This is a genomic window from Streptomyces sp. JH002 (assembly GCF_050916115.1).
In the GTDB taxonomy this organism is placed as follows: domain Bacteria; phylum Actinomycetota; class Actinomycetes; order Streptomycetales; family Streptomycetaceae; genus Streptomyces; species Streptomyces xiamenensis.
Window position 1 is genome coordinate 1,394,494 of the sequence record NZ_CP087989.1, and the last position, 23,730, is coordinate 1,418,223.

General features: G+C 72.8%; 19 protein-coding genes and 1 pseudogene. 8 read left to right on the forward strand and 12 right to left on the reverse strand.

Features of this window, described 5'->3' with window-relative positions; all coding sequences use genetic code 11:
* Nucleotides 1-24: 24 nt before the first annotated feature.
* On the forward strand, nucleotides 25-2,763 hold the full coding sequence (locus H7827_RS05835; RefSeq protein WP_432743194.1) for a DUF6493 family protein: 2,739 nt from the start codon (nucleotides 25-27) through the stop codon (nucleotides 2,761-2,763).
* A 78-nt stretch (nucleotides 2,764-2,841) separates the two neighbouring features.
* Here H7827_RS05835 and H7827_RS05840 read toward each other — a convergent pair whose 3' ends face one another.
* Complete coding sequence (locus H7827_RS05840) at nucleotides 2,842-4,275, reverse strand: gamma-aminobutyraldehyde dehydrogenase (protein ID WP_432743196.1); 1,434 nt, start codon at nucleotides 4,273-4,275, stop codon at nucleotides 2,842-2,844.
* Between the two features lie 387 nt (nucleotides 4,276-4,662).
* Here H7827_RS05840 and H7827_RS05845 point away from each other — a divergent pair, with 387 nt between their 5' ends.
* Both H7827_RS05845 and H7827_RS05850 read left to right on the forward strand, forming a co-directional pair.
* Entirely contained in the window at nucleotides 4,663-5,370 is a 708-nt protein-coding gene (locus H7827_RS05845; protein ID WP_432743198.1) for an ABC transporter ATP-binding protein, read from the forward strand.
* A complete protein-coding gene (locus tag H7827_RS05850; RefSeq protein WP_432743200.1) occupies nucleotides 5,352-6,569 on the forward strand; it encodes a hypothetical protein in 1,218 nt (405 codons plus the stop codon). Before H7827_RS05845 ends, H7827_RS05850 begins: the two co-directional genes overlap by 19 nt.
* 51 nt (nucleotides 6,570-6,620) lie before the next feature.
* Here H7827_RS05850 and H7827_RS05855 read toward each other — a convergent pair whose 3' ends face one another.
* The 10 genes from H7827_RS05855 to rpsB form a co-directional block, all read right to left on the reverse strand.
* Complete coding sequence (locus H7827_RS05855) at nucleotides 6,621-8,195, reverse strand: family 10 glycosylhydrolase (RefSeq protein WP_432743202.1); 1,575 nt, start codon at nucleotides 8,193-8,195, stop codon at nucleotides 6,621-6,623.
* 75 nt (nucleotides 8,196-8,270) lie between these two features.
* The gene (locus H7827_RS05860; protein ID WP_432743204.1) at nucleotides 8,271-9,314 is read right to left on the reverse strand and encodes an ABC transporter ATP-binding protein; all 1,044 of its coding nucleotides are present in this window, start codon (nucleotides 9,312-9,314) and stop codon (nucleotides 8,271-8,273) included.
* Between the two features lie 14 nt (nucleotides 9,315-9,328).
* Nucleotides 9,329-10,951: an ABC transporter permease gene (locus H7827_RS05865; RefSeq protein ID WP_432747942.1), complete on the reverse strand. Its 1,623-nt coding sequence runs from the start codon at nucleotides 10,949-10,951 to the stop codon at nucleotides 9,329-9,331.
* A gap of 89 nt (nucleotides 10,952-11,040) precedes the next feature.
* Complete coding sequence (locus H7827_RS05870) at nucleotides 11,041-12,120, reverse strand: thiamine ABC transporter substrate-binding protein (RefSeq protein WP_432743206.1); 1,080 nt, start codon at nucleotides 12,118-12,120, stop codon at nucleotides 11,041-11,043.
* Nucleotides 12,121-12,356: 236 nt separating this feature from the next.
* Complete coding sequence (gene rlmN, locus H7827_RS05875) at nucleotides 12,357-13,463, reverse strand: 23S rRNA (adenine(2503)-C(2))-methyltransferase RlmN (RefSeq protein WP_200363812.1); 1,107 nt, start codon at nucleotides 13,461-13,463, stop codon at nucleotides 12,357-12,359.
* 35 nt (nucleotides 13,464-13,498) lie between these two features.
* Complete coding sequence (locus tag H7827_RS05880; RefSeq protein ID WP_432743208.1) at nucleotides 13,499-14,530, reverse strand: phosphatidate cytidylyltransferase; 1,032 nt, start codon at nucleotides 14,528-14,530, stop codon at nucleotides 13,499-13,501.
* Nucleotides 14,531-14,611: 81 nt separating this feature from the next.
* Entirely contained in the window at nucleotides 14,612-15,169 is a 558-nt protein-coding gene (gene frr, locus H7827_RS05885; protein WP_030738298.1) for a ribosome recycling factor, read from the reverse strand.
* A 44-nt stretch (nucleotides 15,170-15,213) separates the two neighbouring features.
* Nucleotides 15,214-15,984, reverse strand: a complete 771-nt coding sequence (pyrH, locus tag H7827_RS05890) for a UMP kinase (RefSeq protein ID WP_030738299.1) — start codon at nucleotides 15,982-15,984, stop codon at nucleotides 15,214-15,216.
* Nucleotides 15,985-16,175: 191 nt separating this feature from the next.
* Nucleotides 16,176-17,021, reverse strand: coding sequence for a translation elongation factor Ts (gene tsf / locus H7827_RS05895; protein ID WP_030738302.1), 846 nt, complete (start codon nucleotides 17,019-17,021; stop codon nucleotides 16,176-16,178).
* A 53-nt stretch (nucleotides 17,022-17,074) separates the two neighbouring features.
* The gene (gene rpsB, locus H7827_RS05900) at nucleotides 17,075-17,962 is read right to left on the reverse strand and encodes a 30S ribosomal protein S2 (RefSeq protein WP_386534777.1); all 888 of its coding nucleotides are present in this window, start codon (nucleotides 17,960-17,962) and stop codon (nucleotides 17,075-17,077) included.
* Between the two features lie 392 nt (nucleotides 17,963-18,354).
* On the opposite strand from rpsB, the gene H7827_RS05905 reads away from it, so the two are divergent.
* The 5 genes from H7827_RS05905 to H7827_RS05925 all read left to right on the forward strand — a co-directional run bounded on the left by H7827_RS05905 (nucleotide 18,355) and on the right by H7827_RS05925 (nucleotide 23,232).
* A complete protein-coding gene (locus tag H7827_RS05905; protein WP_386534774.1) occupies nucleotides 18,355-18,762 on the forward strand; it encodes a YraN family protein in 408 nt (135 codons plus the stop codon).
* Complete coding sequence (locus H7827_RS05910; protein ID WP_432743212.1) at nucleotides 18,762-20,381, forward strand: YifB family Mg chelatase-like AAA ATPase; 1,620 nt, start codon at nucleotides 18,762-18,764, stop codon at nucleotides 20,379-20,381. The genes H7827_RS05905 and H7827_RS05910 overlap by 1 nt, the downstream gene beginning before the upstream one ends.
* Nucleotides 20,378-21,544: a DNA-processing protein DprA gene (gene dprA, locus H7827_RS05915; protein ID WP_386534768.1), complete on the forward strand. Its 1,167-nt coding sequence runs from the start codon at nucleotides 20,378-20,380 to the stop codon at nucleotides 21,542-21,544. Before H7827_RS05910 ends, dprA begins: the two co-directional genes overlap by 4 nt.
* A 154-nt stretch (nucleotides 21,545-21,698) precedes the next feature.
* Nucleotides 21,699-22,541 (forward strand): RNA polymerase sigma factor WhiG, encoded by an 843-nt coding sequence (gene whiG / locus H7827_RS05920; protein ID WP_030738314.1) that lies wholly within the window; start codon nucleotides 21,699-21,701, stop codon nucleotides 22,539-22,541.
* A 55-nt stretch (nucleotides 22,542-22,596) separates the two neighbouring features.
* Nucleotides 22,597-23,232 (forward strand): TetR/AcrR family transcriptional regulator, encoded by a 636-nt coding sequence (locus H7827_RS05925; RefSeq protein WP_386534764.1) that lies wholly within the window; start codon nucleotides 22,597-22,599, stop codon nucleotides 23,230-23,232.
* 54 nt (nucleotides 23,233-23,286) lie between these two features.
* Here the strand turns inward: H7827_RS05925 and H7827_RS05930 are convergent.
* Nucleotides 23,287-23,706: pseudogene (locus H7827_RS05930) on the reverse strand (peptidoglycan DD-metalloendopeptidase family protein); the annotation flags it as partial.
* Nucleotides 23,707-23,730: the final 24 nt, after the last annotated feature.

The following is a 23,730-nucleotide window of genomic DNA, read 5'->3' on the forward strand; positions in this document are numbered from 1 at the left end:
GAGCGGCTGGGGAGGAACGGGATCATGACGGATGACGCGTTCGGCCTTCTGGAGAAGGCGCTGGAAGCCGCCGACCACGCGGCGGTGGGGGCGGCGGTCTCGGGGCTGGGCGACCGGGAGCGGCGGTCCATGGTCAAGCCGCTGCGGGCCTACCGCCTGCGGTGGCAGCAGGAGCGCGACGCGGCGGATCAGTGGCTGTGGGGCCGCGGGGCGCGGGAGCGGCGCGCGGCCCAGGGGCGCCGCCAGCTGGTGTACGACCGGGGCCCGGCGCTGCGGCTGGCCGGGGCCGGGGTGCTGCGCGGCCCGGAGGAGCTGGCGCGCTGGCTGACCGACCGGCGGTTCTTCCAGGGTCCTTACCGGGAGGGCTTCACGGGGGAGTTGGAGCTGCTGCGGGAACGGGAGGCGCCGTGGCTGCGGGAGTTGACCGAGCGGCTGGCGGCGCGGGTCGACGACGCCACCCGGCCGGACTGCCGGCTGGCCGTGCTCGATCTGCTGGCCGAGACCGGCGTGACGCCGCCGCCGCGCGCCGAGCTGGTGCGCTCGTGGGTGCACCGTAGCCACAACCGGGACGCCGCGGCGGCGGGGCTGGGGAAGGACCCGCTGCTGAAGGCGATGGTCCCCCTGCTGTTCGCGGTGGACGAGGTGGGAGAGCTGCTGGAGAACGGGCCGTTCGCCCAGCGGCTGGTGGCGGCCGCCGACGGCGACGGCGGCGCGCTGCCCCGCGCCGTCCTGCTGGACGGCGTGCTGCGCCGGCTGCTGCGCGGCGGCCGGGCGGGGGACCTGCGTGGACATCTGCGGCTCTACACGCTGCTGGAGGTGACGACGGCGGAGGCCGCCGAACGGGTGCGGGAGCTGACCCTGCTGCTGTCCGACGCGCCGTCCGCGGTCGCGGCGCTGGCGCAGGCGGAGCTGCGCCGGCTGGAGGAGGCCGAGCGGTTCACGGCGAGTGAGCTGTGCGAGGTCACCGAAGTGGTGCTGTTCCGGCCCGAGCGGAAGCTGGCGGACGCTCAGCTGTCCTGGCTGGCCAAGGCCGTTCCGCGGCATCCGGAGCACGCGGCGGCCCTGCTGACGGCGGCGGGCGCGGCCTTCGCCCACTCCTCCACGCAGGTCGCGCAGCGGGCCACCCGGCTGGTGGTGCGGCACGCAGGGGTGCTGACCCCGGCCGCCGCCGAGGAACTGTCGGTGCGGGCGGAGTCCCTGCCGGCGGATCTGCGCACGGTGCTCGGTCCGGCGCTGGGCATCGAGGTCAGCGCGCCGGACGGCGCACCGCCGCCGCCCCCGCCCGCGCCACCGGCGCGGACCTCGCGCGCACCGATCGGCTCGCTCGCGGAGCTGGCCGAGGAGACGGCGCAGTTGCTGTCGGTGATGACCGACGGCGTACGGTTCTCGCACCGCGCCGAGGTGGATCCGCCGGCGCTGGAGCGGGTGCTGGCGGCCGTGGTGTCCGCCGCGCACGAGGACCGGCCGGGGCTGATCGCCGCGCTGACACCGGTGCTCGACCGGCACGGCATCGGTCCCGGGGAGAGCGAGTCGTATCTGCGGTCGTACACCGATCCGCTCGGCGAGCTGTGTGATCTGCTGGGCGCGGCGACCGGGGAGGTGCGGCGGCGGGACAGCGGGCTCCGGCGGTTCTACGGGACCGCCGCGGCGGACGAGGCCCCCGACCCGGACCCCTTCTTCGGTACCCGGCTATATCAGTGGCGCACCAACACCGAGCGCTGCCCGGGGCCGCTGCGGGTGCTGCTCCACCGGCTGCGGGAGATCGCCTTCGGCCTGGCGCACGCGCCGGTGCCGATGCTGGTGGCCACGCCCACGGAGCCCGACGGAACGCTGGCGGCGGCACAGCTGACGGAGCGCCTGGAACGGGCGGCGCGTGCGGGGTGGACGCCCTGGGAGTACGACCTCCAGCTGGCGCTGCTGCGGCTCGCACCGGATCCGGAGCCGCGGCTCGCGGAGCGCGCGAACGCCATCGGCAGCCCGGCAGGGGACCGGCTGGCGGACTGGCTGAGCTTCGGCGCCGCGCGGGCGACGGTGCAACGGCCGCGAGGTCTGCACGCCATCGGGCTGCGGCCCGCCGCGGTGCCCGCGCGCCCCGGCGTCCCGGCGGCGGGGAACGACGCCCTGTTGTCGTGGCTCACCACCCCGCCCGATGTCCGGCGCCCCCTGTATCCGAGGGCGCAACTGGCCAGTTGCTGGCCCGCGCTGTGGCCCGCTCAGCCGGAGCTGATGGCGGCGTTCGTGGTGTCCGCGCTGCCCGACCTGGTGGACAACAGGTCGAACGAGGGTTCCGGCATGATCGCCGCGCTGGCGGAGACGCCCGGCTCCGGTGGCCCGGTGCTGCTGCTCGCGATCACCCTGACCCTGAGCGCGACCCGCGCCGAGGACCGTGCGGTCGCGGTGGACGCACTGCTGGCCCTGGCGGCAGGCCGGCGGCTGGACGGCGCGACGCTGGGCGCGGAAGTGGCGGCCCGCGCCCGGCAGGGCGAGGTCAAACTCAGCAGGGTGGTGCCGGCCCTGCGGGAGGCGGCCGGATCCGGTGCCTACCGGGAAATCTGGGACGCGGTGGCGGCGGCGCTGCCGTCCGCGCTGGCCGATCCGCCGCACCGGCTGGCGGATCTGGTGGCGCTGGGCACCGAATGCGCCGCCTGGGCCGGGGCGGGCGAGGAGATTCCCGCCCTGACCGAGTACGCCGCACGGCCGGGCTCCACCCGTCTCCTGACCGAGACCAGGCGGCTGCGGGACGTCCTGGCGCGGCATTCCTGACCGCCCGCCCGGGCGGACGCCGTCGGCCGCCGCGCACCACGATGATCGGGTGCGCGGCGGCCGGCGGCGGTCATCGCCTCACAGCGCGGTCATCACGTGCTTGACGCGGGTGTAGTCCTCCATGCCGTACGCGGAGAGGTCCTTGCCGTAGCCGGACTTCTTGAAGCCACCGTGCGGCATCTCGCCGACCAGCGGAATGTGGGTGTTGATCCACACGCAGCCGAACTCCAGCTCCTTGGAGAGCCGCATCGCCCGCGAGTGGTCCTTGGTCCACACGGAGGAGGCCAGGCCGTACTCGACGTCGTTGGCCCACCGCACGCCCTCGGCCTCGTCGGTGAACTTCTGCACGGTGATGACCGGGCCGAAGACCTCCTGCTGGATGATCTCGTCGTCCTGGCGCAGTCCGCTGATCACGGTCGGGGCGTAGAAGTACCCGCGGTCGCCGACCTGCTTGCCGCCGGTCTCGATCCGCGCGTGGTCGGGGAGCCGCTCGATGAAGCCGGCCACCTTCGCCAGGTGCGCGGCGCTGTTGAGCGGTCCGTAGAAGCAGTCGGGATCGGTCACGTCGCCGGTCTTGACCTCCTGCGTCGCCTTGGTGAGCGCGGCGACGAAGTCGTCGTGCAGCGACTCGTGCACCAGCACCCGGGTAGCGGCCGTACAGTCCTGCCCGGCGTTGAAGAAGCCGGCGTCACGGATGCCCTCCACCGCCGCCCGGAGGTCGGCGTCCTCGAAGACCAGACAGGGCGCCTTGCCGCCCAGCTCCAGGTGCACCCGCTTGAGTCCGGCGGCCGCCCCTGCCGCCACCTCGCCGCCGGCCCGTACCGAGCCGGTGATCGACACCATGGCGGGGGTGGGGTGATCCACCATCAGCCGGCCGGTGTCGCGGTCGCCGCAGACCACGTTGAGCACGCCGGGCGGCAGGATCTCCCCCATCAGTCCGGCGGCGTAGACGGTGGAGGCCGGTGTGGTGTCCGAGGGCTTGAGCACCACGGTGTTGCCCGCCGCCAGGGCCGGGGCGAACTTCCACACCGCCATCATGATCGGGTAGTTCCAGGGCGCCACCTGGGCGCACACGCCCACGGGTTCGCGGCGTACGAAGGAGGTCATGCCGGCCATGTACTCGCCGGCGGACTTGCCCTCCAGCATGCGCGCGGCACCGGCGAAGAAGCGGATCTGCTCCAGCATCATCGGCAGTTCCTCCTGCCGGGTCAGCTCCAGCGGTTTGCCGGTGTTCTCGCACTCGATGGCCAGCAGTTCGTCCGCGTGCCGTTCGAAGGCGTCGGCGATCTTCAGCAGCGCCAACTGGCGGGTGGCGGGGGTGGCGTCCCGCCAGGCGGGGAACGCGGCCTCGGCGGCGGCCATGGCGTCGTCCACATCGGCCTGTCCGGAGAGCGGGGCCAGGGCGTACGGGGCGCCCGTCACGGGATCGACCACCTCGGTGGTGCGCCCGTCGTGGGCATCGCGGTACGTACCGCCGATGTAGTTGCGCAGCCGACGCGGTTCGGTGGTCACAACAGCCTCCTGCTCACTGTCCTGGGGAGGGCGGGACACCTCACCCTATGCCCGCAGGCCCCTGTGGCAACACTGCCGCAGTCGAGAAATCAACACCCCACACCGCTTCCCATCGGGAAAAACAACGAACACATGGCATGAGTGAGGGAGATTTTGCGGTCACCCGCATCCGACTTCCCCCGTCCGGCCCCCAGCGCGACCGCGCTGGAACCCCCATCCGTACGACCGGCCGCGCGCCTCGCCGACCCGCTCCGCTATGTCCTGATTCGCCGCCCCGCGTTGTTAGCATCGCCGCTCCGGCGGCAGCAGCCCCTGTCACCGAAACCCCGGCCACTCGTTCACCCGGCCGGGGGGAATCAGACCCCATGAGCGGAGGTCCCGGCAAGGATGGCCCCACCCGACGACGATGTGCTGTGGGCGCGTGACCTGCACTACTCCCACGGCGGATCCCCGGCACTGCTCGGGGTCTCCCTGGGCATCCAGGAAGGCGAGATCGTGGCCGTCACCGGCCCCCGGGGCTGCGGCAAGACCACGCTCCTGGGCTGTCTCTCCGGGCAACTGGTGCCCGCCGGCGGCGAGGTCTGGTTCAGCGGCATGCCCGTCCACACCCTCACCCCCACCTCCCGGGAGCGGTTGCGCCGCGACAAGTTCGGCTGGGTGGGCGACCGTCCGCACCTGGTTCCCGAGCTGACCGCCTGGGAGAACGCCGCCCTGCCGCTGCTGCTCACCGGCACCGGCCACCGCGCCGCCAAACGCGCCGCGCTGGACTGGCTGGAACGCCTGGACGTGCGCGACTGCGCCCGCAAGCGCCCCGCCGCCCTGCTCCAGGCGCAGCGGCAGCGGATCGCCATCGCCCGGGCCCTGGTCCACACCCCGGACGTGGTCTTCGCGGACGAGCCCACCGCGCCGCTGCACCAGGCCGACCGAGCCCAGGCGCTGCGCACCCTCACCAGCGCCGGCCGGTCCCACGGCATCACCGTCGTGCTCGCCACCCACGATCCGGAGGTCGCCACGCTCGCCGACCGCACCCTCACCCTCCTCGACGGCCGCCAGCCCGACTCGACGGCCGAGCCGGCATGCTCGCTCTCCGCCTAGCCCGCGGCTCGAGGCCGCTGGCCCTGGCCCGCCGGCTGCTCCTCGCGGTGACGGCCGGCGGGGTCGGGTTCCTACTGCTCAGCGGCCTGGGCTGGGCCAGCGCCCACCCGGGGGACGGCGACCAGGCGGTGCTGCGACTGGCCTGGTGCGTGCTGCCGATCGCCGCGACGGTCCAACTGGCGGTGGCCGTGGCCCGCGCGGATCCGGCGGGACGGCCGCGTTCGGGACTCGACTCGGCGGGCCTGGGACCGGCCCGGCTGCCGATGCTGGCGGCGGTGTCCACAGCGGTCGCCGCGCTGCTGGGCAGCGCGCTCGCCCTGCTGGTCTTCCTGCATCTGCGCGGCGACATCTCGGGGCTGCCCTTCGACGGGGCGGCGGCGGGTCTGCTCGCGGCCGACCGGCCGCTGCCCCTGGCCGCCGCGCTGACCCTGCTGACGATCGTCCCCGCTGCCGCAGCCGTCGCCAGCGCGCTCGCGCTGCGCGGCAGGACGGCGCCGGTACGGCACTCCGCACCACTGCCCCCGCCGCCCGCGCCCCCCACCGCTCCCTCCGCCACGGCGACGGGGCTGGTCGAGGAGCCGGTGCAGGTGCCCACCGGACTGCCCTGGGGAGCGGCCCTGACCGGGGCCGGGATCGCCTTCAGCGGCTACGCCGGCTTCACGGAGCGGCCGCCGAGCGACGCGGAGGGGGCGCTGACCCTGCCGGGCGCGCTCAGCGGGCTGACGCCCGGCGTGGTCGCGGGCTGGCTGCTGATCGCCACCGGCGTCATCGTGGCGGCACCCTCCCTCACCCATCTGTGCGGCAGGATGCTGGCGGTGGGCCGGCCGGGCGCGCTGCGACTGCTGGCGGGGCGCATCCTGCAGAGCGAGGCGGAACGACTGGGGCATCCCCTGGGGGCCCTGTGCGTGGCACTCGCGGCGGCACTGGCGGCGCTGCATCTCGACGGACCGCGGCTGTTCGGGCCGCTCAGCGCGCTGGGCACCGGCATCGTGCTGGTGTGCGCGCTGGGCACGATCGCGGCGGCGGTTCACGAGTCCCGCACCGCGCGGTCCGCGGCGACCACCTCACTGCTGCGGCTCGGCGCACCCCGGGCGCTGATCCGCCGCGCGGCGATGCTGCGACTGGCGGCGCTGCTGCTGGTGTTCGCACCGCTCAGCTGGCTGGTCTTCCAGACGCTGGTGCTGCCGATCCGCGCATAGGTCCTGTCCGGTCGGCCGCGGCGCGGGCCGCGGCCAACCGGGAGGTCAGGGTCAGCGCACCTGCCAGAACGGGGCGAACGGCGCCTGGGCGATGCGGCCCTCGCGCACCTCGACGGCGGAGACCGGAGCTCCCACCACCCCCGAGGGCAGATCGACCGTCAGCAGATAGCGTCCCGGGGCCGCGTGCGCGAAGCCGAACCAGCCGGAACCGTCCGTCACCGTACGGACCGCCTGCGGCGCTCCCCCGCCGCCCCGGCCGCCGAGCGGCCGCAGCGTGATCCGGGCCTGATCCAGCGGCGTACCGTCACGCAGCGCCAGCTGACCCGTCACGTGTCCCTCCCGCGGCGCCTCCTTCCATCCCATGCCGGGCACGGCGGCCGGGTCGGCGAAGGGGGCGTCGGGGCCGGTGGTGAGCGCGGCGGTGAGCCGTTCCCGTTCCGCCACCGCTCCGTCGGCCGCCACGTCCATGCTCGGCGAGGCGTAGGAGTAGCCGCTCCAGCCGGCCGCCACATTGCCGGAGGCGGTCGGCGTGAGCGCCTCGCGCACCTGCGCCAGGCTGCCCTCGACCGGGTTGAGGTAGAGCGCGGGCCCGGTCACCCCTTGCCGCCCGGCCTGCGAGTCGGCCAGGAACTCCGTCCACTCGCTGTACATCCGCGCCTGATCGGGGTTCCAGTCCCGCTTGTAGTTCATGGTGACCACGGTGTCGGTGATGCCCTCCGCCAGCCAGCCCGACCAGTCCTGGAGTACCTCCGCGTAGGTGCGCGTCGCCTCCCAGCCGCCCACCGACCGGGGGCCGAAGCCGTACGTGATGGCGTTGACGGACAGCCGCGCGGCCGGATCCTCCTCCCACATGCCGAGGTAGATCCGCCGCACCAGGGAGGTGATCTGGTCCCGGCGCCACTCGCTCCACCGCGCGTCGTCGGGCGCGGGGATGCCGGTGTGCCCGGTGGCCTGGCGGAAGCGTTCCAGCGCGACCTCGTTGTACCCCCAGTCGCTGTGGGTGGTGGTGGAGCTGCCGTCGGGGTAGCGGATGTAGTCGAGGTTGATGCCGTCCACGTCGTACTGGCGGACGAGGGAACGGATGGCGTCCACGATGTACGCGGCGGCGTCCGGGTGCCCCGGGTCGATGTAGGCGTTGACGCCCTGGAGTTCGGTGCCGTCCGCCTTCTTGTTCAGCCAGCGGTCACGGCCCTGTGCGGTGGGCCCGTGCCGGTTGAAGACATGGTCGGCCGCGCGGGGCGGGGTGGCACTGTTCCACAACGTGTTGACGTTGACCCAGGCGTGCACCTGGAGCCCTGCCGCGTGCGCCTGGGCGATGACCTCGTCCAGCGGGTCGTACGGGGCCGGGTCGATCGCGGCGTCGGTGCGCGGGTACAGCGCCCGGTTGCAGAAGCAGTCGTAGCGGCGGGCGGTCTGGACGATGAGCACGTTGGCGTTGACGGCGAGGGCGTCCTCGATCAGGGCGCTGACCTGATCAGGGGTGTAGATGCCGTCGTTGAAGGCGTCGACCCAGTAGCTGCGCCACTGTTCGGGGATGTCCTGCTCGGCACGGGCGGGGCCGGCCAGCGCGACACTGCCCAGCAGCAGACTCAGCGCGACGAGCCAGGTGGCGACGATCCGTCTCATACGGCCCCTCCAGGGGTGGTTGACCGGACTCCGACAATTTACTTCGCCGCCCGGCCGACGTACAGACAGAAACTTTCACCCGTCACCGGGTTCGGCACCGGCCAGCGGCACCACCTCGCGCGGATCGAAGACGAGCGTCACCCGCTCACCCTCCGCCGGCGCCAGCCGCAGCGGTACGGAGGCCTCCAGTCGCGGCCCGCGCTCGGGATCCAGGAGCAGCACGACCCGCTCGCCGCGGAACGTGCGCGCGGCGACCGTGCAGCGCGGACCGCGGCCCTCACCCGTCAGCCCCACACCGGAGGGGCGGATGAGCAGTTGCCCCACGCCCTCGGGGGTCCCGGCGGGCACCGGCACCTCACCCCACGGGGTGTGCGCCGTCCCGCCCCGTACGGTCGCCTCCGTCACATTGCGGAAGCCGAGGAACCGCGCGACGAACTCCGAGGCCGGACGCTGCCACACCTCGGCCGGGCTGCCGCTCTGGGCGATCCGGCCGGCCCGCATCACCACCACCCGGTCCGCGAGCGCGAACGCCTCCCCCTGATCGTGGGTGACCGCCAGCACCGTGGTGCCCAGTTGCCGGAACAACTGCCGCAACTCCACCACCAGGCGCTCCCGCAGACCCCGGTCCAGCTGACCGAGCGGTTCGTCCAGCATCAGCAGCCGGGGGCTCGGCGCCAGCGCGCGGGCCAGCGCCACCCGCTGCTGCTCTCCCCCGGACAGCGCACCCACCGACCGACCGGCGGCGTCCGGCAGTCCGACCAGGTCGAGGAGTTCCGCCACCCGGCGCTCCGCCGCCTGGCGCGATACGCCGCGCATCCGCAGGCCGAACGCGATGTTGCCGCCCACGTCCCGCTGCGGGAACAGCTGATGGTCCTGGAACATCAGCCCCAGGCCGCGGCGGTGGGTGGGCACCGCCGACTGGTCCTGCCCACCGAGCGTGACCGTACCGGCGTCGGCGGGCCGCAGCCCGGCCACCGCGCGCAGCAGCGTGGACTTGCCGCTGCCGCTGGGGCCCAGCACGCTCACGATCTCGCGTTCGGCGACAGCGAGGTCGACGGCGTCCAGCGCGGTGTGCGCGCCGAACCGTACCGTCAGCCCGTCCAGGCTCAGCAGAGGCATCGGGTTGTCTTCCTTCACAGCTCCCCCGTACGGCCCGGGCGCAGCCGCTCCAGAACCAGCAGCGTGGCGGCGCACACCAGCATGAGAATGGTGGACAGGGCCATCGCCTGCCCGTAGTTGAGTTCCCCGGCGCGCCCCAGCAGCCGGGCCACCGCGACCGGCAGCGTGGGGGTGTCGGCCCGGGCGATGAAGACCGTGGCGCCGAACTCGCCCAGGGACACGGCGAACGCGAACCCCGCCGCGACCAGCGCCGCCCGCCGCACCAGCGGCAGGTCGACCTCCCGCCACACCCGCAGCGGGGAGGCGCCCAGGACCGCCGCCGCCTCCCGCAGCCGGTCATCGACCGCGCGCAGGACGGGCAGCAGCACCCGCACGACGAACGGGACCCCGACCAGTGCCTGGGCGAGCGGCACGAGGATCCACGAGGACCGCAGGTCCAGGGGCGGTTCGTCGAGCGCGATCAGGAAACCGAAGCCCACGGTGACCGCCGAGGTGCCCAGCGGCAGCATCAGCAAGGCGTCGAAGCCCCGGGTGAAGCGGCCGGCCCGCCGGGTGAGCGCGGCGGCGGCCAGCCCGCCCACGGTCAGGGCGATCAGCGTGGCCACCGCTCCGTACGCCAGGGAGTGCCCGATGGCCTCCCACGGTGCCACCACGAAGGTGCCGCTGTCCGTGTTGGTCAGCGCCCGGTAATAAGCGAAGCCGTAGCCGTCGGGACCGGACAGGGACCGTTCGACCAGCACCGCGAGCGGCAGCAGGAGCAGCAGCACGATGGAGAGCAGGACCCCGGCCAGCAGCGACCACTGGCCGGCGCCGCGCGGACGGTGTGCCGCGGAACCCGCGTCCACCAGCCGCAGTGAGGTCTCGGCGCGGCGTACGGTGCGCGCGTGCAGGAGCAGCAGCGCGCCGACCGCCGCGAACTGGAGCAGCGTGAGCACGGCCGCGGTCGGCAGGTCGAGCAGTTGCGCGGTCTGCCGGTAGATCTCCACCTCCAGCGTGGCGTAGCGGGGCCCGCCGAGGATCTGCACGACGCCGAAGGAGGTGAAGGTGAAGAGAAAGACCATCAGCGCGGCGGAGGCCACGGCCGGGGCCAGTGCCGGGAGGGTGACCCGCCGCCAGGCCGCCGCCGGATTCGCCCCCAGGACGCGGGCGGCCTCCTCCTGGCGGGGGTCGAGCTGTGCCCACAGCCCGCCCACGGTGCGGACGACCACCGCGTAGTTGAAGAACACGTGAGCCAGCAGGATCGCCCACACGGTGGTGTCCAGGCGTATCCCCCACAGGTCCTCCAGCAACCCGCCCCGGCCCAGCAGCGCCAGGAAGGCGGCGCCGGCCACCACGGTGGGCAGCACGAAGGGCACGGTGACGGCGGCGTGCAGCAGCCGTTTGCCGGGAAAGTCGAGCCGGGCGAAGACATACGCGCCGGGCAGCGCCAGGGCGAGGGTGAGGGCGGTGGAGGCGGTGGCCTGCCACAGCGTGAACCACAGCACCTTGCGGATACCGGGGTCCGAGAGCACCTCGGCGGCCGGACCCAGTTGCCAGGCCCCGCCGTCGCGCAGTCCGCGGCCGATGATGGCGGCGACCGGGTAGGCGAAGAACAGCGCGAAGAAGACCAGCGGCACCGCCAGCAGGGCCAGCCGCACGGCGGTGGAACGGCGCCGCGCCCGGGCGGACGCCGGAGAGGTCGGGGCGGGCGGCGGACCGTGCTCCGCCGCCGCGCCCTGTTCGCGAACTACCTGATGACCAGCGAGGTCCACGTCGACACCCAGTCCTCGCGGTGCTCCGCTATCCGCTGCGGCTCCATCGTCAGCGGCGTCTCGATCGTCTCGCCGTAGGTGACGAACTCCTGCGGCAGTTCGGCGTCGGGGCGCACCGGGTTGACGAACATCTGCAGCGGCAGGTCCTCCTGGAAGTCCAGGCCGATCAGGAAGTCGAGCAGTGCCTGGCCACCCTCGGGGTTGCCGGCGCCGGCGAGCAGCCCGGCGAACTCGATCTGCCGGAAGCAGGTACCGCTCGACACCCCGGTCGGACCTTCCTCGGGAAGCTCGCCCTCGCCGTAGATGACCTCGGCGGGCGGGCTGGAGGCGTAGGAGACCACCAGCGGCCGGTCACCCGCGCCGCCGCCCGCGCCGGAGAAGCGCTCGTTGTACGCCTGCTCCCAGCCGTCGACGACCTCCACACCGTTGTCGCGCAACGCCTGCCAGTACTCCTGCCAGCCGTCGTCCCCGTAGGCCGCGACGGTGCCCAGCAGGAAGCCGAGACCGGGCGAGGAGGTGGCGGCGTTCTGCACCACGAGGAGATCCCGGTACGCGGGGTCGATGAGGTCGTCCAGGTCCTGCGGCGGCGCCAGGTCGTGCTCGGCGAAGTACGCGCGGTCGTAGTTGACGCAGATGTCGCCGCTGTCGACGGGCGTCACTCGGTGCTCCCCCGCGTCCAGCTGGTACGTCTCGGGGACCGCGTCGAGACCGGCCGCCTCGTACGGGGTGAAGACGCCCTCGTCCAGAGCGCGGGAGAGCAGGGTGTTGTCGACCCCGAAGAGCACATCGCCCTGCGGGTTGTTCTTGGAGAGCACCGCCTGGTTGACCATCACCCCGGCGTCACCGGCGCGCAGCACCTGGACGCGGTAGCCAGTCTGCTCGGTGAATTTCTCCAGCACCTCGGCCGAGACGTTGAACGAGTCGTGGGTGACGAGGGTGACCTGCTCGCCGCCGGAGCTGCCGGAGTCTCCGCCGCTTCCGCAGGCGGTCAGGGCCACCGCCGCCGCGGGGAGGGCGAGGGCCGCCGCGAGCCGTCGGGCACTGCTGCGCGTCATCGTGCTGCTTTCTCAAGGAGGGCACACGCGGGCAGCACGAGAGAGATCGACTTCCTACCCAGCATGACCTGGGCGAGGTTCGAGGGTCTGCGGCCTGGTGCCGCACTCTCAGCGCTGCGAGCGCTCCCCTGTCGGAGTAATGCGTTTGTTCGACGTCACGATAGCAGCAGGTCCGGACAGAACCGCCCGGACCGCTGAAGACCGACCGGACCGGCCCGGACCGCCCGGGACCGCCGCTATCGCTCCGCCGCCGCCAGCTGCCCGCAGGCACCCTCGATCTCCTGGCCACGGGTGTCCCGTACGGTGACCGGCACACCCTGTGCCCGGAGGGCCTCGACGAAGGCCGCCTCGTCCTCGGGGCGGGAGGCCGTCCACTTCGAACCGGGCGTCGGGTTCAGCGGGATGAGGTTGACGTGCGCCCGGTGTCCGCGCAGCATCTTGCCCAGCAGATCGGCCCGCCACGCCTGGTCGTTGATGTCCCTGATCAGCGCGTACTCGATGGAGATGCGGCGCCCGGAGCGCTCCGCGTACTCCCACGCCGCGTCCAGGACCTCACGGACCTTCCAGCGGGTGTTCACCGGCACCAGGGTGTCGCGCAGCTCGTCGTCGGGGGCGTGCAGCGAAACCGCCAGCCGGCAGCTCAGCCCCTCGTCGGCGAACCGTCGCATCGCCGGGACCAGACCGACGGTGGAGACCGTGATGCCCCGCTGGGAGAGCCCGATGCCGTCCGGCTCGGGGTCGGTCAGCCGCCGGATCGCGCCGATGACGCGGTTGTAGTTGGCCAGCGGCTCGCCCATGCCCATGAAGACGATGTTCGACAGCCGCGCCGGGCCGCCGGGCACCTCGCCGTCCCGCAGTGCGCGCATCCCGTCCACGATCTGGTGCACGATCTCGGCGGTGGACAGATTGCGGTCGAGCCCGGCCTGGCCGGTGGCGCAGAACGGGCAGTTCATGCCGCAGCCGGCCTGTGAGGAGATGCACATGGTGACCCGGTCCGGGTACCGCATCAGCACGGACTCCACCAGTGTCCCGTCGTGCAGCCGCCACAGGGTCTTGCGGGTGGCGCCGTCGTCGCAGCTGATGTGCCGGACCACCGACATCAGCTGCGGCAGCAGCCCGCTCGCCAGCCGCTCCCGGGCGGCGGCCGGAATGTCCGTCCAGGCGGCCGGGTCATCGTTGAGGCGGGCGAAGTAGTGCCGCGACAGCTGCTGGGCGCGGAACGGCTTCTCGCCGAGGGCGGCCACCGCCTCGCGGCGCTCCGCGGGGGTCAGATCGGCGAGGTGGCGCGGCGGCTTCTTGGCTCCGCGGGGCGCGACAAAGGTCAGTTCTCCGGGCTTAGGCATGGTTCTGCCAGTGTCGCAGATTCACCCGGGTGGGCTCACCCGGCGCCGGTGAAGGCCAGGTAGAGCAGCCAGGCCACCGGGGCGGTGGGCAGCAGCGAGTCGAGCCGGTCCATGATGCCGCCGTGGCCCGGCAGCAGTGTGCCCATGTCCTTGATGCCCAGATCGCGCTTGATCATGGACTCGCCCAGGTCACCGAGCGTCGCGCAGATGGCGACGGCCAGCCCCATCAGGAGGCCCTGCCACCACACGGCGTCCTCGATGAGGAAGGCGAAGCACAGGGCGCCGCCCACCATCGCGAAGGAGATGGCGCCCGCCAGCCCTTCCAGGGTCTTGCCGGGGCTGATGCGGGGGGCGAGCTTGCGCCGGCCCAGCCGCCAGCCGACGGCGTAGGCGCCGGTGTCGCTGAGCACCACCAGCACCAGGAAGGTCAGCACCCGCCACGCGCCGTCGTCGGCGGCGAGCATGAGCGCCACGAACGTGGCCAGGAAGGGAACGTAGAAGGCGGCGAAGACCGACGCGGTGGCGTCCCGCAGGTAGGTCTCGGGCGAGAACGCCATCCGCCACAGGAGCACCACGAGCACCGTGAGCCCCAGGGCGACCCAGGCACCCGCCGCCCCGCGCAGGTACCCCGCCACCACGATGGCGGCGCCGCCGATCGCCAGCGGCACCATGGGCACCTGGATCTGCTTGCGCTCGGCGAGCCGGGAGCACAGCTCCCACACCCCGACCATGACGGCGACCGCTATCACGCCGAGGAAGACCGGCTTGTAGATGAAGAGCGAGGCGATGATCACCGCGCCCAGCGCCAGCCCCACCCCGACGGCGGCCCGCAGGTCGCGTCCCGCCCGCTTGCCGCCGCCCGATCCGCCCTGCCCCTGGGGGCCGCCGCCGGCGGCGACGCCCGGCGTGGACGCCGCCGACGCGGCGGAGGCGGGTGGAGTGCCCGCCCCGTCACGCCCGTGGCCCCGGCTCTCACCCTCGTGACCCGCCGCGTGGGGACGGGCGTTCGCCGGCGGTTCCCCGTAACCGGCGGCGGGCTGGGGCGGGCGCCAGGATGGTTCGTTCACGGGTGGCGGTGTCCTTCGTCCTTCGGTGGCGGCGGTGCGGAGTGACAGCGGGAGCGGCGACGTGGGGACGCCGCCCGGCGCTCAGATTTCGAGCAGCTCGGCTTCCTTGTGCTTGAGCAGCTCATCGACCTGGGCGACGTACTTGCTGGTGGTGTCGTCCAGTTCCTTCTCCGCGCGCCGGCCCTCGTCCTCGCCGACCTCGCCGTCCTTGACGGACTTGTCGATCGATTCCTTGGCCTTGCGGCGCACCCCGCGGATCGAGATCTTGGCGTCCTCGCCCTTGGTCTTGGCGACCTTGATGTAGTCCCGGCGCCGTTCCTCGCTCAATTCGGGAAGGACCACCCGGATGATGTGACCGTCGTTGGTGGGGTTGACGCCCAGGTCCGAGTCGCGGATCGCCTGCTCGATGTTGCGCAGCGCGGTCTTGTCGAACGGGGTCACCACCGCCATCCGGGCCTCGGGCACCGAGAACGAGGCCAGCTGGTTGATCGGGGTCATCGCGCCGTAGTACTCGGCCACGATCTTGTTGAACATCGCCGGGTGGGCACGGCCGGTACGGATCGCGGCCAGATCCTCCTTGGCGACGACGACTGCCTTCTCCATCTTCTCCTCAGCCTCGAGGAGGGCTTCTTCGATCACCACGTGCTCCTGGTTCGATGTGTATGACGTGACGTGACGGGCGGTCAGGCCCGTCGGCCCTGGCTGTTCACGAGCGTGCCGATCTTCTCACCCTTTACGGCGCGGGCGATATTGCCTTCGGCCAGCAGTTCGAAGACCAGAATGGGGAGCGAATTGTCCCGGCACAGCGTGATGGCCGTGGCATCGGCGACCCGCAGATCGCGCGTGATGACCTCGCCGTAGTCGAGGGCGTCGTACTTCACCGCGTCGGGGTTCTTGGCCGGGTCGGAATCGTAGACTCCGTCGACCCCGTTCTTGCCCATCAGCAGCGCCTCGGCGTTGATCTCCAGCGCACGCTGGGCGGCCGTGGTGTCGGTGGAGAAGTAGGGCATGCCCATGCCGGCGCCGAAGATGACGACCCGGCCCTTCTCCAGGTGCCGCACCGCGCGCAGCGGAATGTACGGCTCGGCGACCTGCCCCATGGTGATGGCCGTCTGGACCCGGGAGTCGATGCCCTCCTTCTCCAGGAAGTCCTGGAGCGCGAGGCAGTTCATCACCGTGCCCAGCATGCCCATGTAGTCGGACCTGGCCCGGTCCATGCCGCGCTGCTGGAGTTCGGCCCCGCGGAAGAAGTTCCCGCCGCCGATGACCACGGCGATCTGAGCACCGTCCCGGACCACGGCAGCGATCTCCCGCGCCATCTTGTGGACGATGTCGGGGTCGACGCCGAGCCCTCCATTGCCCGCGAAGGCTTCTCCCGAAAGCTTCAGGAGAAAGCGGGGAGGTGTGACGTCCTTGCCGTCCGTCCTTTCGGCGGCGGCGGCGCCCTGGTTCATGGAAATCTCCTCGTGCGCATGCTGAGGAGGCCATTGCCCGTGGATCCTTGACGGTCCTGTTCGGCAATGGCCTCCTCGTCACAACTGCGGCCGACCGGGTCCTGACCCGGCTCGGCCGTACGGCCTGCCGCCCCCGACAATAGCCGGGCGCGGTCCCGTCCGGCGCCGATGGCGCGGGACGGATTCCGTGATCAGGCGCCGACGCGGAAGCGGGCGAAGTTCTTGACCGTGGCGCCCGCCTCGGTCAGGACCTTCTGCACCGTCTTCTTGTTGTCCTTCGCGAAGGCCTGGTCGAGGAGAACGTTCTCCTTGTAGAAGCCGTTCACCCGACCCTCGACGATGCGCGCCAGGGCGGCCTCGGGCTTGCCCTCCTCGCGGGCGGTCGCCTCGGCGACGCGACGCTCGGAGTCGACCAGCTCGGCGGGCACGTCTTCGCGGGACAGGTAGCGCGGGCCGAACGCGGCGATGTGCTGCGCGACGTCCTTGACCACCTGGGCCGCCTGGTCGCCGGCCTCGGCCAGCTCCACCAGCACACCCACCTGCGGCGGCAGGTCGGGGTTGGTGCGGTGCAGGTAGGAGCCGACGTAGCCGCCGGTGAAGCGCGCGAAGCGGTCGAGAACGATCTTCTCGCCCAGGGTCGCGTTGGCCTCGTCGACGTACGCCTGCACGGACTTGCCGGGCTCGATCTCCGAGGCCAGCAGGGTCTCCAGGTCCGCGGGGGCGGTCGCGGAGACGTGCTGCGCGATGGTGGCGAGGGCGGCCTGGAACTTCTCGCCCTTGGCGACGAAGTCCGTCTCGCACTTGAGCTCGACCAGCACACCGGAGGTGGCGTCGTCGGAGATCAGCGAGGTGACGGCGCCGTTCTCGGTGGTGCGGCTCTCACGCTTGGCCACACCCTTCTGGCCCTTGACGCGCAGGATCTCAACGGCCTTGTCGACGTTGCCCTCGGCCTCGTCCAGCGCCTTCTTGCAGTCCATCATGCCGGCGCCGGTCAGCTCACGGAGCTTCTTGACGTCAGCGGCGGTGTAGTTCGCCATGGTTGTCTGATTCTCTTCCCGGAATGTCGATGAATCGCTCTGCGCGGCTCGCGTCAGCCCTGCTCGGCGGGGGTGTCCGCCGCGGGGGCCTCGGGGGCAGCCTCGGGGGCGGCCTCGGCGGGGGCCTGCTCGGCGGGCTTGTCCTCGGCCTTGGCCTCGGCGGACTCACCGCGCTCCAGCAGCTCGCGCTCCCACTCGGGCAGCGGCTCGGCGGCCGCCTTCTCGCCGCCCTTGGCCGCCTCGGCGGCACCGGAGCGGGAGATCAGGCCCTCGGCGACGGCGTCGGCGATGACCCGGGTGAGCAGCGTGACGGAGCGGATCGCGTCGTCGTTGCCGGGGATCTTGTAGTCGACCTCGTCCGGGTCGCAGTTGGTGTCGAGGATCGCGACCACCGGGATGTTGAGCTTGCGGGCCTCGCCGACGGCGATGTGCTCCTTCTTGGTGTCCACGATCCAGACGGCGCTGGGCACCTTCTGCATGTCGCGGATACCGCCCAGGGTCTTCTCCAGCTTGGCCTTCTCGCGGGAGAGGACCAGCAGTTCCTTCTTGGTCAGGCCGGAGGCGGCCACGTCCTCGAAGTCGATCTGCTCCAGCTCCTTGAGGCGCTGGAGGCGCTTGTGCACGGTGGAGAAGTTGGTGAGCATGCCGCCGAGCCAGCGCTGGTTGACGAAGGGCATGCCAACCCGGGTGGCCTGCTCCGCGATGGCCTGCTGAGCCTGCTTCTTGGTGCCGACGAACATGACCGTGCCGCCGTGGGCGACGGTCTCCTTGACGAACTCGTAGGCGCGGTCGATGTACGACAGCGACTGGAGCAGGTCGATGATGTAGATGCCGTTGCGCTCGGTGAAGATGAAGCGCTTCATCTTCGGGTTCCAGCGGCGGGTCTGGTGCCCGAAGTGGACGCCGCTCTCCAGCAGCTCCCGCATCGTGACGACGGCCATGGCCGTTCTCCTCGTGGTACTCGGTTGTCAGCGCCGACCGGGCGGCCGGCGCTCCTGACGCCCCTGCGCGCTGTGCCGGGGAAGCCGGTGAGGGCCGTCCCGCGGACCGAGAGTCGCGGCCACCTCAGCGCTTCGGCTGCGAGGCCGGGACGCGGTGGTGGCGGGGCATGCGAGGTCGATCCGGGTCCCCGGATCGCCACCAGAAGTGTACGGGACCCCGGGCATGCGGGGCGACAGCCCATCGGTGGCCGTCCGGGCACCCGCCGGCCCCGCCACGACGGGACCCCGTTCACCCGCAAGGGTGAACGAGTTGTCCACACCCCCGGGGTTGTCCACAGGCCTCCGCGGGCTTCCTCCGGCTGGGGCACCGTCCGGGGCGGAGGTGATGCGCGATGGCGCGTGCGACGGGACGCACCGGAGGACAGCGGGGAGCGCTGGGCCGGTTCGGCGAGGACCTGGCGGTACGGCGGCTGGTGGCCGCGGGCACGACCGTGCTGGAGCGGAACTGGCGCTGCCGGGCCGGGGAGATCGACATCGTGGCCCGGGAACCCGGCCGGGCCGGGGCCGTGCTGGTGTGCGAGGTGAAGACCCGCAGGGGCGCGGGGTTCCAGCACCCGATGGCGGGCGTGACGCCCAGCAAGGCGGAACGGCTGCGACGGCTGGCCGAGTGGTGGCTGAGCGAACGCTGGCTGCCGGCGTACGGCACCCCGCCGGCCGGCGGGGTACGGATCGATCTGATCGGGGTGCTGCTGCCCCGCCGAGGTGCTCCGGTCGTGGAGCACGCCAAGGGGGTGGCGTGATGGGGTTCGCGCGTACCGGAGCCGTCGCCCTCGTCGGGGTCGAGGGCGTCGTGGTGGAGGTGCAGGCGGATCTGGAGCCGGGGGTGGCGGCCTTCACCCTGGTCGGCCTCGCGGACCGAACGCTGAACGAGAGCCGGGACCGGGTGCGGGCCGCGGTGCTCAACTCGGGCGCCGAGTGGCCCCAGAAGAAACTCACCGTGGGGCTCAGCCCGGCGGCGGTGCCCAAGCGCGGCAGCGGCTTCGACCTGGCCGTGGCCTGCGCCGTCCTGGCGGCGGCCGAACGCATCGACCCCAAGGCGATCGCGGATCTGCTGCTGATCGGGGAGCTGGGCCTGGACGGCGGGGTCCGGCCGGTGCGCGGGGTGCTGCCCGCCGTGCTCACCGCTGCGGAGGCCGGGTACCGGCAGGTGGTGGTGCCCGAGCAGACCGCCGCCGAGGCGGCGCTGGTGCCGGATGTGGCGGTGCTGGGGGTACGCAGCCTGCGGCAGCTGATCGCGGTACTGGCCGGTGAGCCGGTGCCGGAGGAGCCCGCGCCCGGGACCGGGCCCGAGGGAGCCGACCCCGGGGCACGTGGCACGAGCTGGGGCTATCCGCGGCCGGGCGGCCTGTATCGCACCTTCGACGGAACGGAGCGGCCACCCGATCTGGCGGAGGTGGCGGGCCAGCGGCTGGCCCGCCGGGCGCTGGAGGTGGCGGCGGCCGGGCGGCACCATCTGTTCCTCAAGGGCTCGCCCGGTGCGGGCAAGACCATGCTGGCCGAGCGGCTGCCGGGACTGCTGCCGCCGCTCACCCGCCAGGAGGCGCTGGAGGTCACGGCGGTGCACTCGGTGAGCGGTTCACTGCCGCCGGGGCGTCCCCTGGTGGACCGGCCGCCGTACTGCGCCCCGCACCACTCCGCCTCACTGCCCGCACTGGTGGGCGGCGGCAGCGGACTGCCCCGGCCCGGTGCGGCCTCCCTCGCCCACCACGGGGTGCTCTTTCTGGACGAGGCGGCCGAGATGAGCAGCCAGGTGCTGGACGCGCTGCGGCAGCCGCTGGAGTCCGGGCAAGTGGTGGTGGCACGCTCGGCCGGGATGCTGCGGATGCCGGCCCGGGTGCTGCTGGTGCTGGCCGCCAATCCCTGTCCGTGCGGGCTGCACGGTTCGCCCGCCGGTGAGTGCGAGTGTCCGCCCAGTACGGTGCGGCGCTACCGGGCTCGGCTGTCCGGCCCGCTGCTGGACCGGATCGATCTTCGGGTGCCGGTGGAGCCGGTGGGGCGGGCCGAATTGACGTCGCCGGGCGGCGGCGAGTCGACCGCCGAGGTGGCGGAACGGGTGGGTGCGGCCAGGGAGCGGGCTGCGGCCCGCTACGCAGGGATGGCGTGGTCCACCAACGGCGAGGCTCCGGGTCACGAGCTGCGGAGCCGCTGGGCGCTGGCCCCCGGAGCACTGGCCAGGGCGGAGACGGACCTGGATCGCGGCACGCTGACGGCCCGGGGCCTGGACCGGGTGCTGCGGGTGGCCTGGACGGTGGCGGACCTGGCCGGGCACGACCGGCCCACGGCGGACGACGTGGATGCCGCGCTGGAGTTCCGCACCGGGGTACGACGGGGCGCCGGGGTGGCGGGGAGTCTGCCGTGAGCGGCTCGGTGTCGCACGAGGAACGGCTGGCGCGGGCGGCGCTCACCGGGGTGATCGAGCCTGGGGACGAACTCATGGGCCGGCAGCTGGCCCGGCTGGGCGCCGAACAGGTGTGGCGTGCCCTGGAGCGGGACGAGCCGCTGCCGGAGGTGCCGGCCGGCCGCTGGGCCGGCCTGCGGCTGCGGGCCGAGCGGGCCACGCCGGGCCCCGATCTGGAGGAGATGGCCCGATGCGGCGGCCGGCTGGTGTGCCCGGGTGACTGGGAGTGGCCAGGACAGCTGGACGATCTCGGGGAGACCCGTCCCGTTGCGCTGTGGGCGCGCGGGGGCTGCTCACTGCGGTTCGTGGCGCTGCGGTCGGTCTCCTTGGTGGGAGCGCGAGCGTGCACCGACTACGGGGGACACATGGCGGCGGAGCTGGGAGCCGCACTCGCCGAGCGCGGCTGGACGGTGATCTCGGGTGCCGCGTACGGGATCGACGGCGCGGCGCACCGCGGCGCGCTCGCGGTGGCCGGCCCCACGGTGGCCGTTCTGGCCTGCGGTCTCGATGTGGCCTACCCGGCAGGCCACCGGGAACTGCTGAGCCGGATCGCCGAGAGCGGGCTGCTGGTCAGCGAGCTGCCACCGGGGGAACGTCCCACCCGGGGCAGGTTCGTGCAGCGGAACCGGGTGATCGCCGCGCTGAGCCGCGGGACTGTGGTGGTGGAGGCCGCTTTGCGCAGCGGTTCGCTGATCACCGCCCGGCGGGCGGCCGGGCTCGGGCGGCATCTGATGGCGGTGCCGGGCCCGGTGACCTCGGGACTCTCGGCAGGGGCGCACCGGCTGATCCGTCAGGAGGCGACCTTGGTGGGCGGGGCGGACGAGGTCATCGAGCTCGTCGGCGACATGGGGGAGGTGGCGGACACGGAGGCCGGCCCGGTGGTTCCCCGGGACCTGCTGGGTGAGACGGCGGGTCGGGTGCTGGACGCGCTGCCGGCCTCGGGAGCGGTCACGGTGGCGGAGGTCGCCCGCGGGGCCTGCATGGCCGCCGACACGGCTCTGGCACGGCTGCTCGAACTCGGCTCCCTCGGCTTTGTCGAACATGTGGGCGATCGCTGGCAGTTACGGCATTGCCACGGCCGACACGCCCTCCCCTGCGTGTCACACGTTGGTGCGGGGGCGTAACACGACGGTGCGGCCAGCGGAACGTATCTGCGCATCGGTCAACTTCGGCCACCTGCACAAAGCGACCCACCAGTCACGCTACGCTCACAGAGTTCGCCATCCCGGAACTCCGCATCACCGGCTCAGATCCCTGCAGAACGGCTCAAGACAACGCATGCCCCAGCACTCTCCCGGGCCCGCGCACCCGGCGCCGGCCGCACCGGCCGTGGTGGAGAGCGCGACGCTTCCCGCCGCGCCCACCTCGCTCGATGGGCTGTGGCGCACCTACAAGGCCACTGGCGACGAGCGGCTGCGGGAGCAGCTGATCCTGCATTACTCCCCCCTGGTGAAGTACGTGGCGGGCCGGGTGAGTGTGGGGCTGCCACCCAATGTGGAGCAGGCCGACTTCGTCTCCTCCGGGGTGTTCGGTCTGATCGACGCGATCGAGAAGTTCGACCCCGAGCGCTCCATCAAGTTCGAGACCTACGCCATCACCCGGATCCGTGGCGCGATGATCGACGAGCTGCGGGCCCTGGACTGGATCCCGCGCTCGGTACGGCAGAAGGCACGCGCCATCGAGCGGGCCTACGCCACTTTGGAGGCGTCGCTGCGCCGCACCCCCTCGGAGTCCGAGGTGGCCCGGGAGATGGACATCACCCTGGAGGAACTCCACGCGGTATTCAGCCAGTTGTCACTTGCCAATGTGGTGGCACTGGAGGAGTTGCTGCATGTGGGCGGGGAGAGCGGCGACCGGCTGAGCCTGATGGACACGCTGGAGGACACGGCCGCCGACGATCCGGTGGAGGTGGCCGAGGACCGCGAACTGCGGCGCCTGCTGGCCCGGGCCGTCAACACCCTGCCGGAGCGGGAGAAGACGGTGGTGACGCTGTACTACTACGAAGGGCTGACGCTGGCGGAGATCGGCCAGGTTCTGGGGGTCACCGAGAGCCGGGTCAGCCAGATCCACACCAAGTCCGTGCTCCAGCTGCGGGCGAAGCTCGCCGAGGTGAGCGGTTGAGGCACCTCTTGCGCACAGGGCTGAACCGCGCCGCCGCACGCTCTACAGTGGTCTGGTGCCCAGGATCCAAGCGGCCTCCGTGGCCGAGCACCGCTCGCTGCAGCGCGGCGCCCTGCTGGACGCCGCCCGGTCACTGCTGTCCGAGGGCGGAGCGGCCGCACTGACCTTCCCCGCGCTTGCTGCCCGTACGGGCCTGGCGCGTTCCTCCGTGTACGAGTACTTCCGCTCCCGGGGTGCTGTGGTCGAGGCGCTGTGCGCGGTCGACTTCCCCCTGTGGGCCGCCGAGGTCGAGGCGGCGGTGGCCGCGGCGGACTCCCCGCGCGGCCAGGTGGAGGCCTATGTGCGTGCGCAGCTCGCGCTCGCCTGCGACGGTCGGCACCGAGCGGTGGTGGCGCTGTCCGCCATGGAACTTGACGCGGCGGCCCGGGAGAAGATCAAGGCGGCGCACGGCGGCCTGTTTGAGCTGATCACCGAAGCGCTTCGCGGCCTGGGGCACACCGAGCCGCGGCCGGCGGCGGCGCTCCTCCAGGGAGTGGTGGACGCCGCGGTGCGCCGGGCGCTGTCCGGGTTCGACGACCCGGCCGAGATCGCCGGTACCGCCGTGCGGATCGCGCTGGACGGGGTGGCCGGGGCCGTTCCCGGGGAGCGGGACGCCGTGGACGGGCAGCAGCCGGGAGGGGCCCGGGCGTAGCAGCTCGGCGGGCAGCAGGCTCAGCGGGTCCTGATAGCGGCGGGTGCCGCTCTCCTTGAAGCCCCAGTGCAGGCAGGGCCGATCGCAGTGGTAGGGGCCGCTCTCCAGGATTCCCACCGGCTGACCGGCGGTGACCTCCTCCCCCACGGCCACGGTCGCCCGCACCGGCTCGTAGGTGATGCGCATCGGAGGGCCGTCGTCACCGGCGAGCTCGATGCTGATCACCCCGCGGCCCCCGACCTGGCCCGCGAACACCACGGTGCCCGGAGCTGCCGCCACCACGGTGGCGCCCGGGTCGGTGTGCAGGTCCACTCCGCGGTGGCCGGCGCCCCAGGGGGTGGCGGGAGGATCGAAGAGCCGGAGGATCAACGGCCGGGACGCCCCTTGGGCGCCGGGGACGGGCCAGGCACGGTCGGGCGGTGAGCCGCCACCGGCCAGAGCGAGCAGAAGACAACACAGAGTGATCGGAGCCATGCGGGCAGGCTGCCCGATACGGGC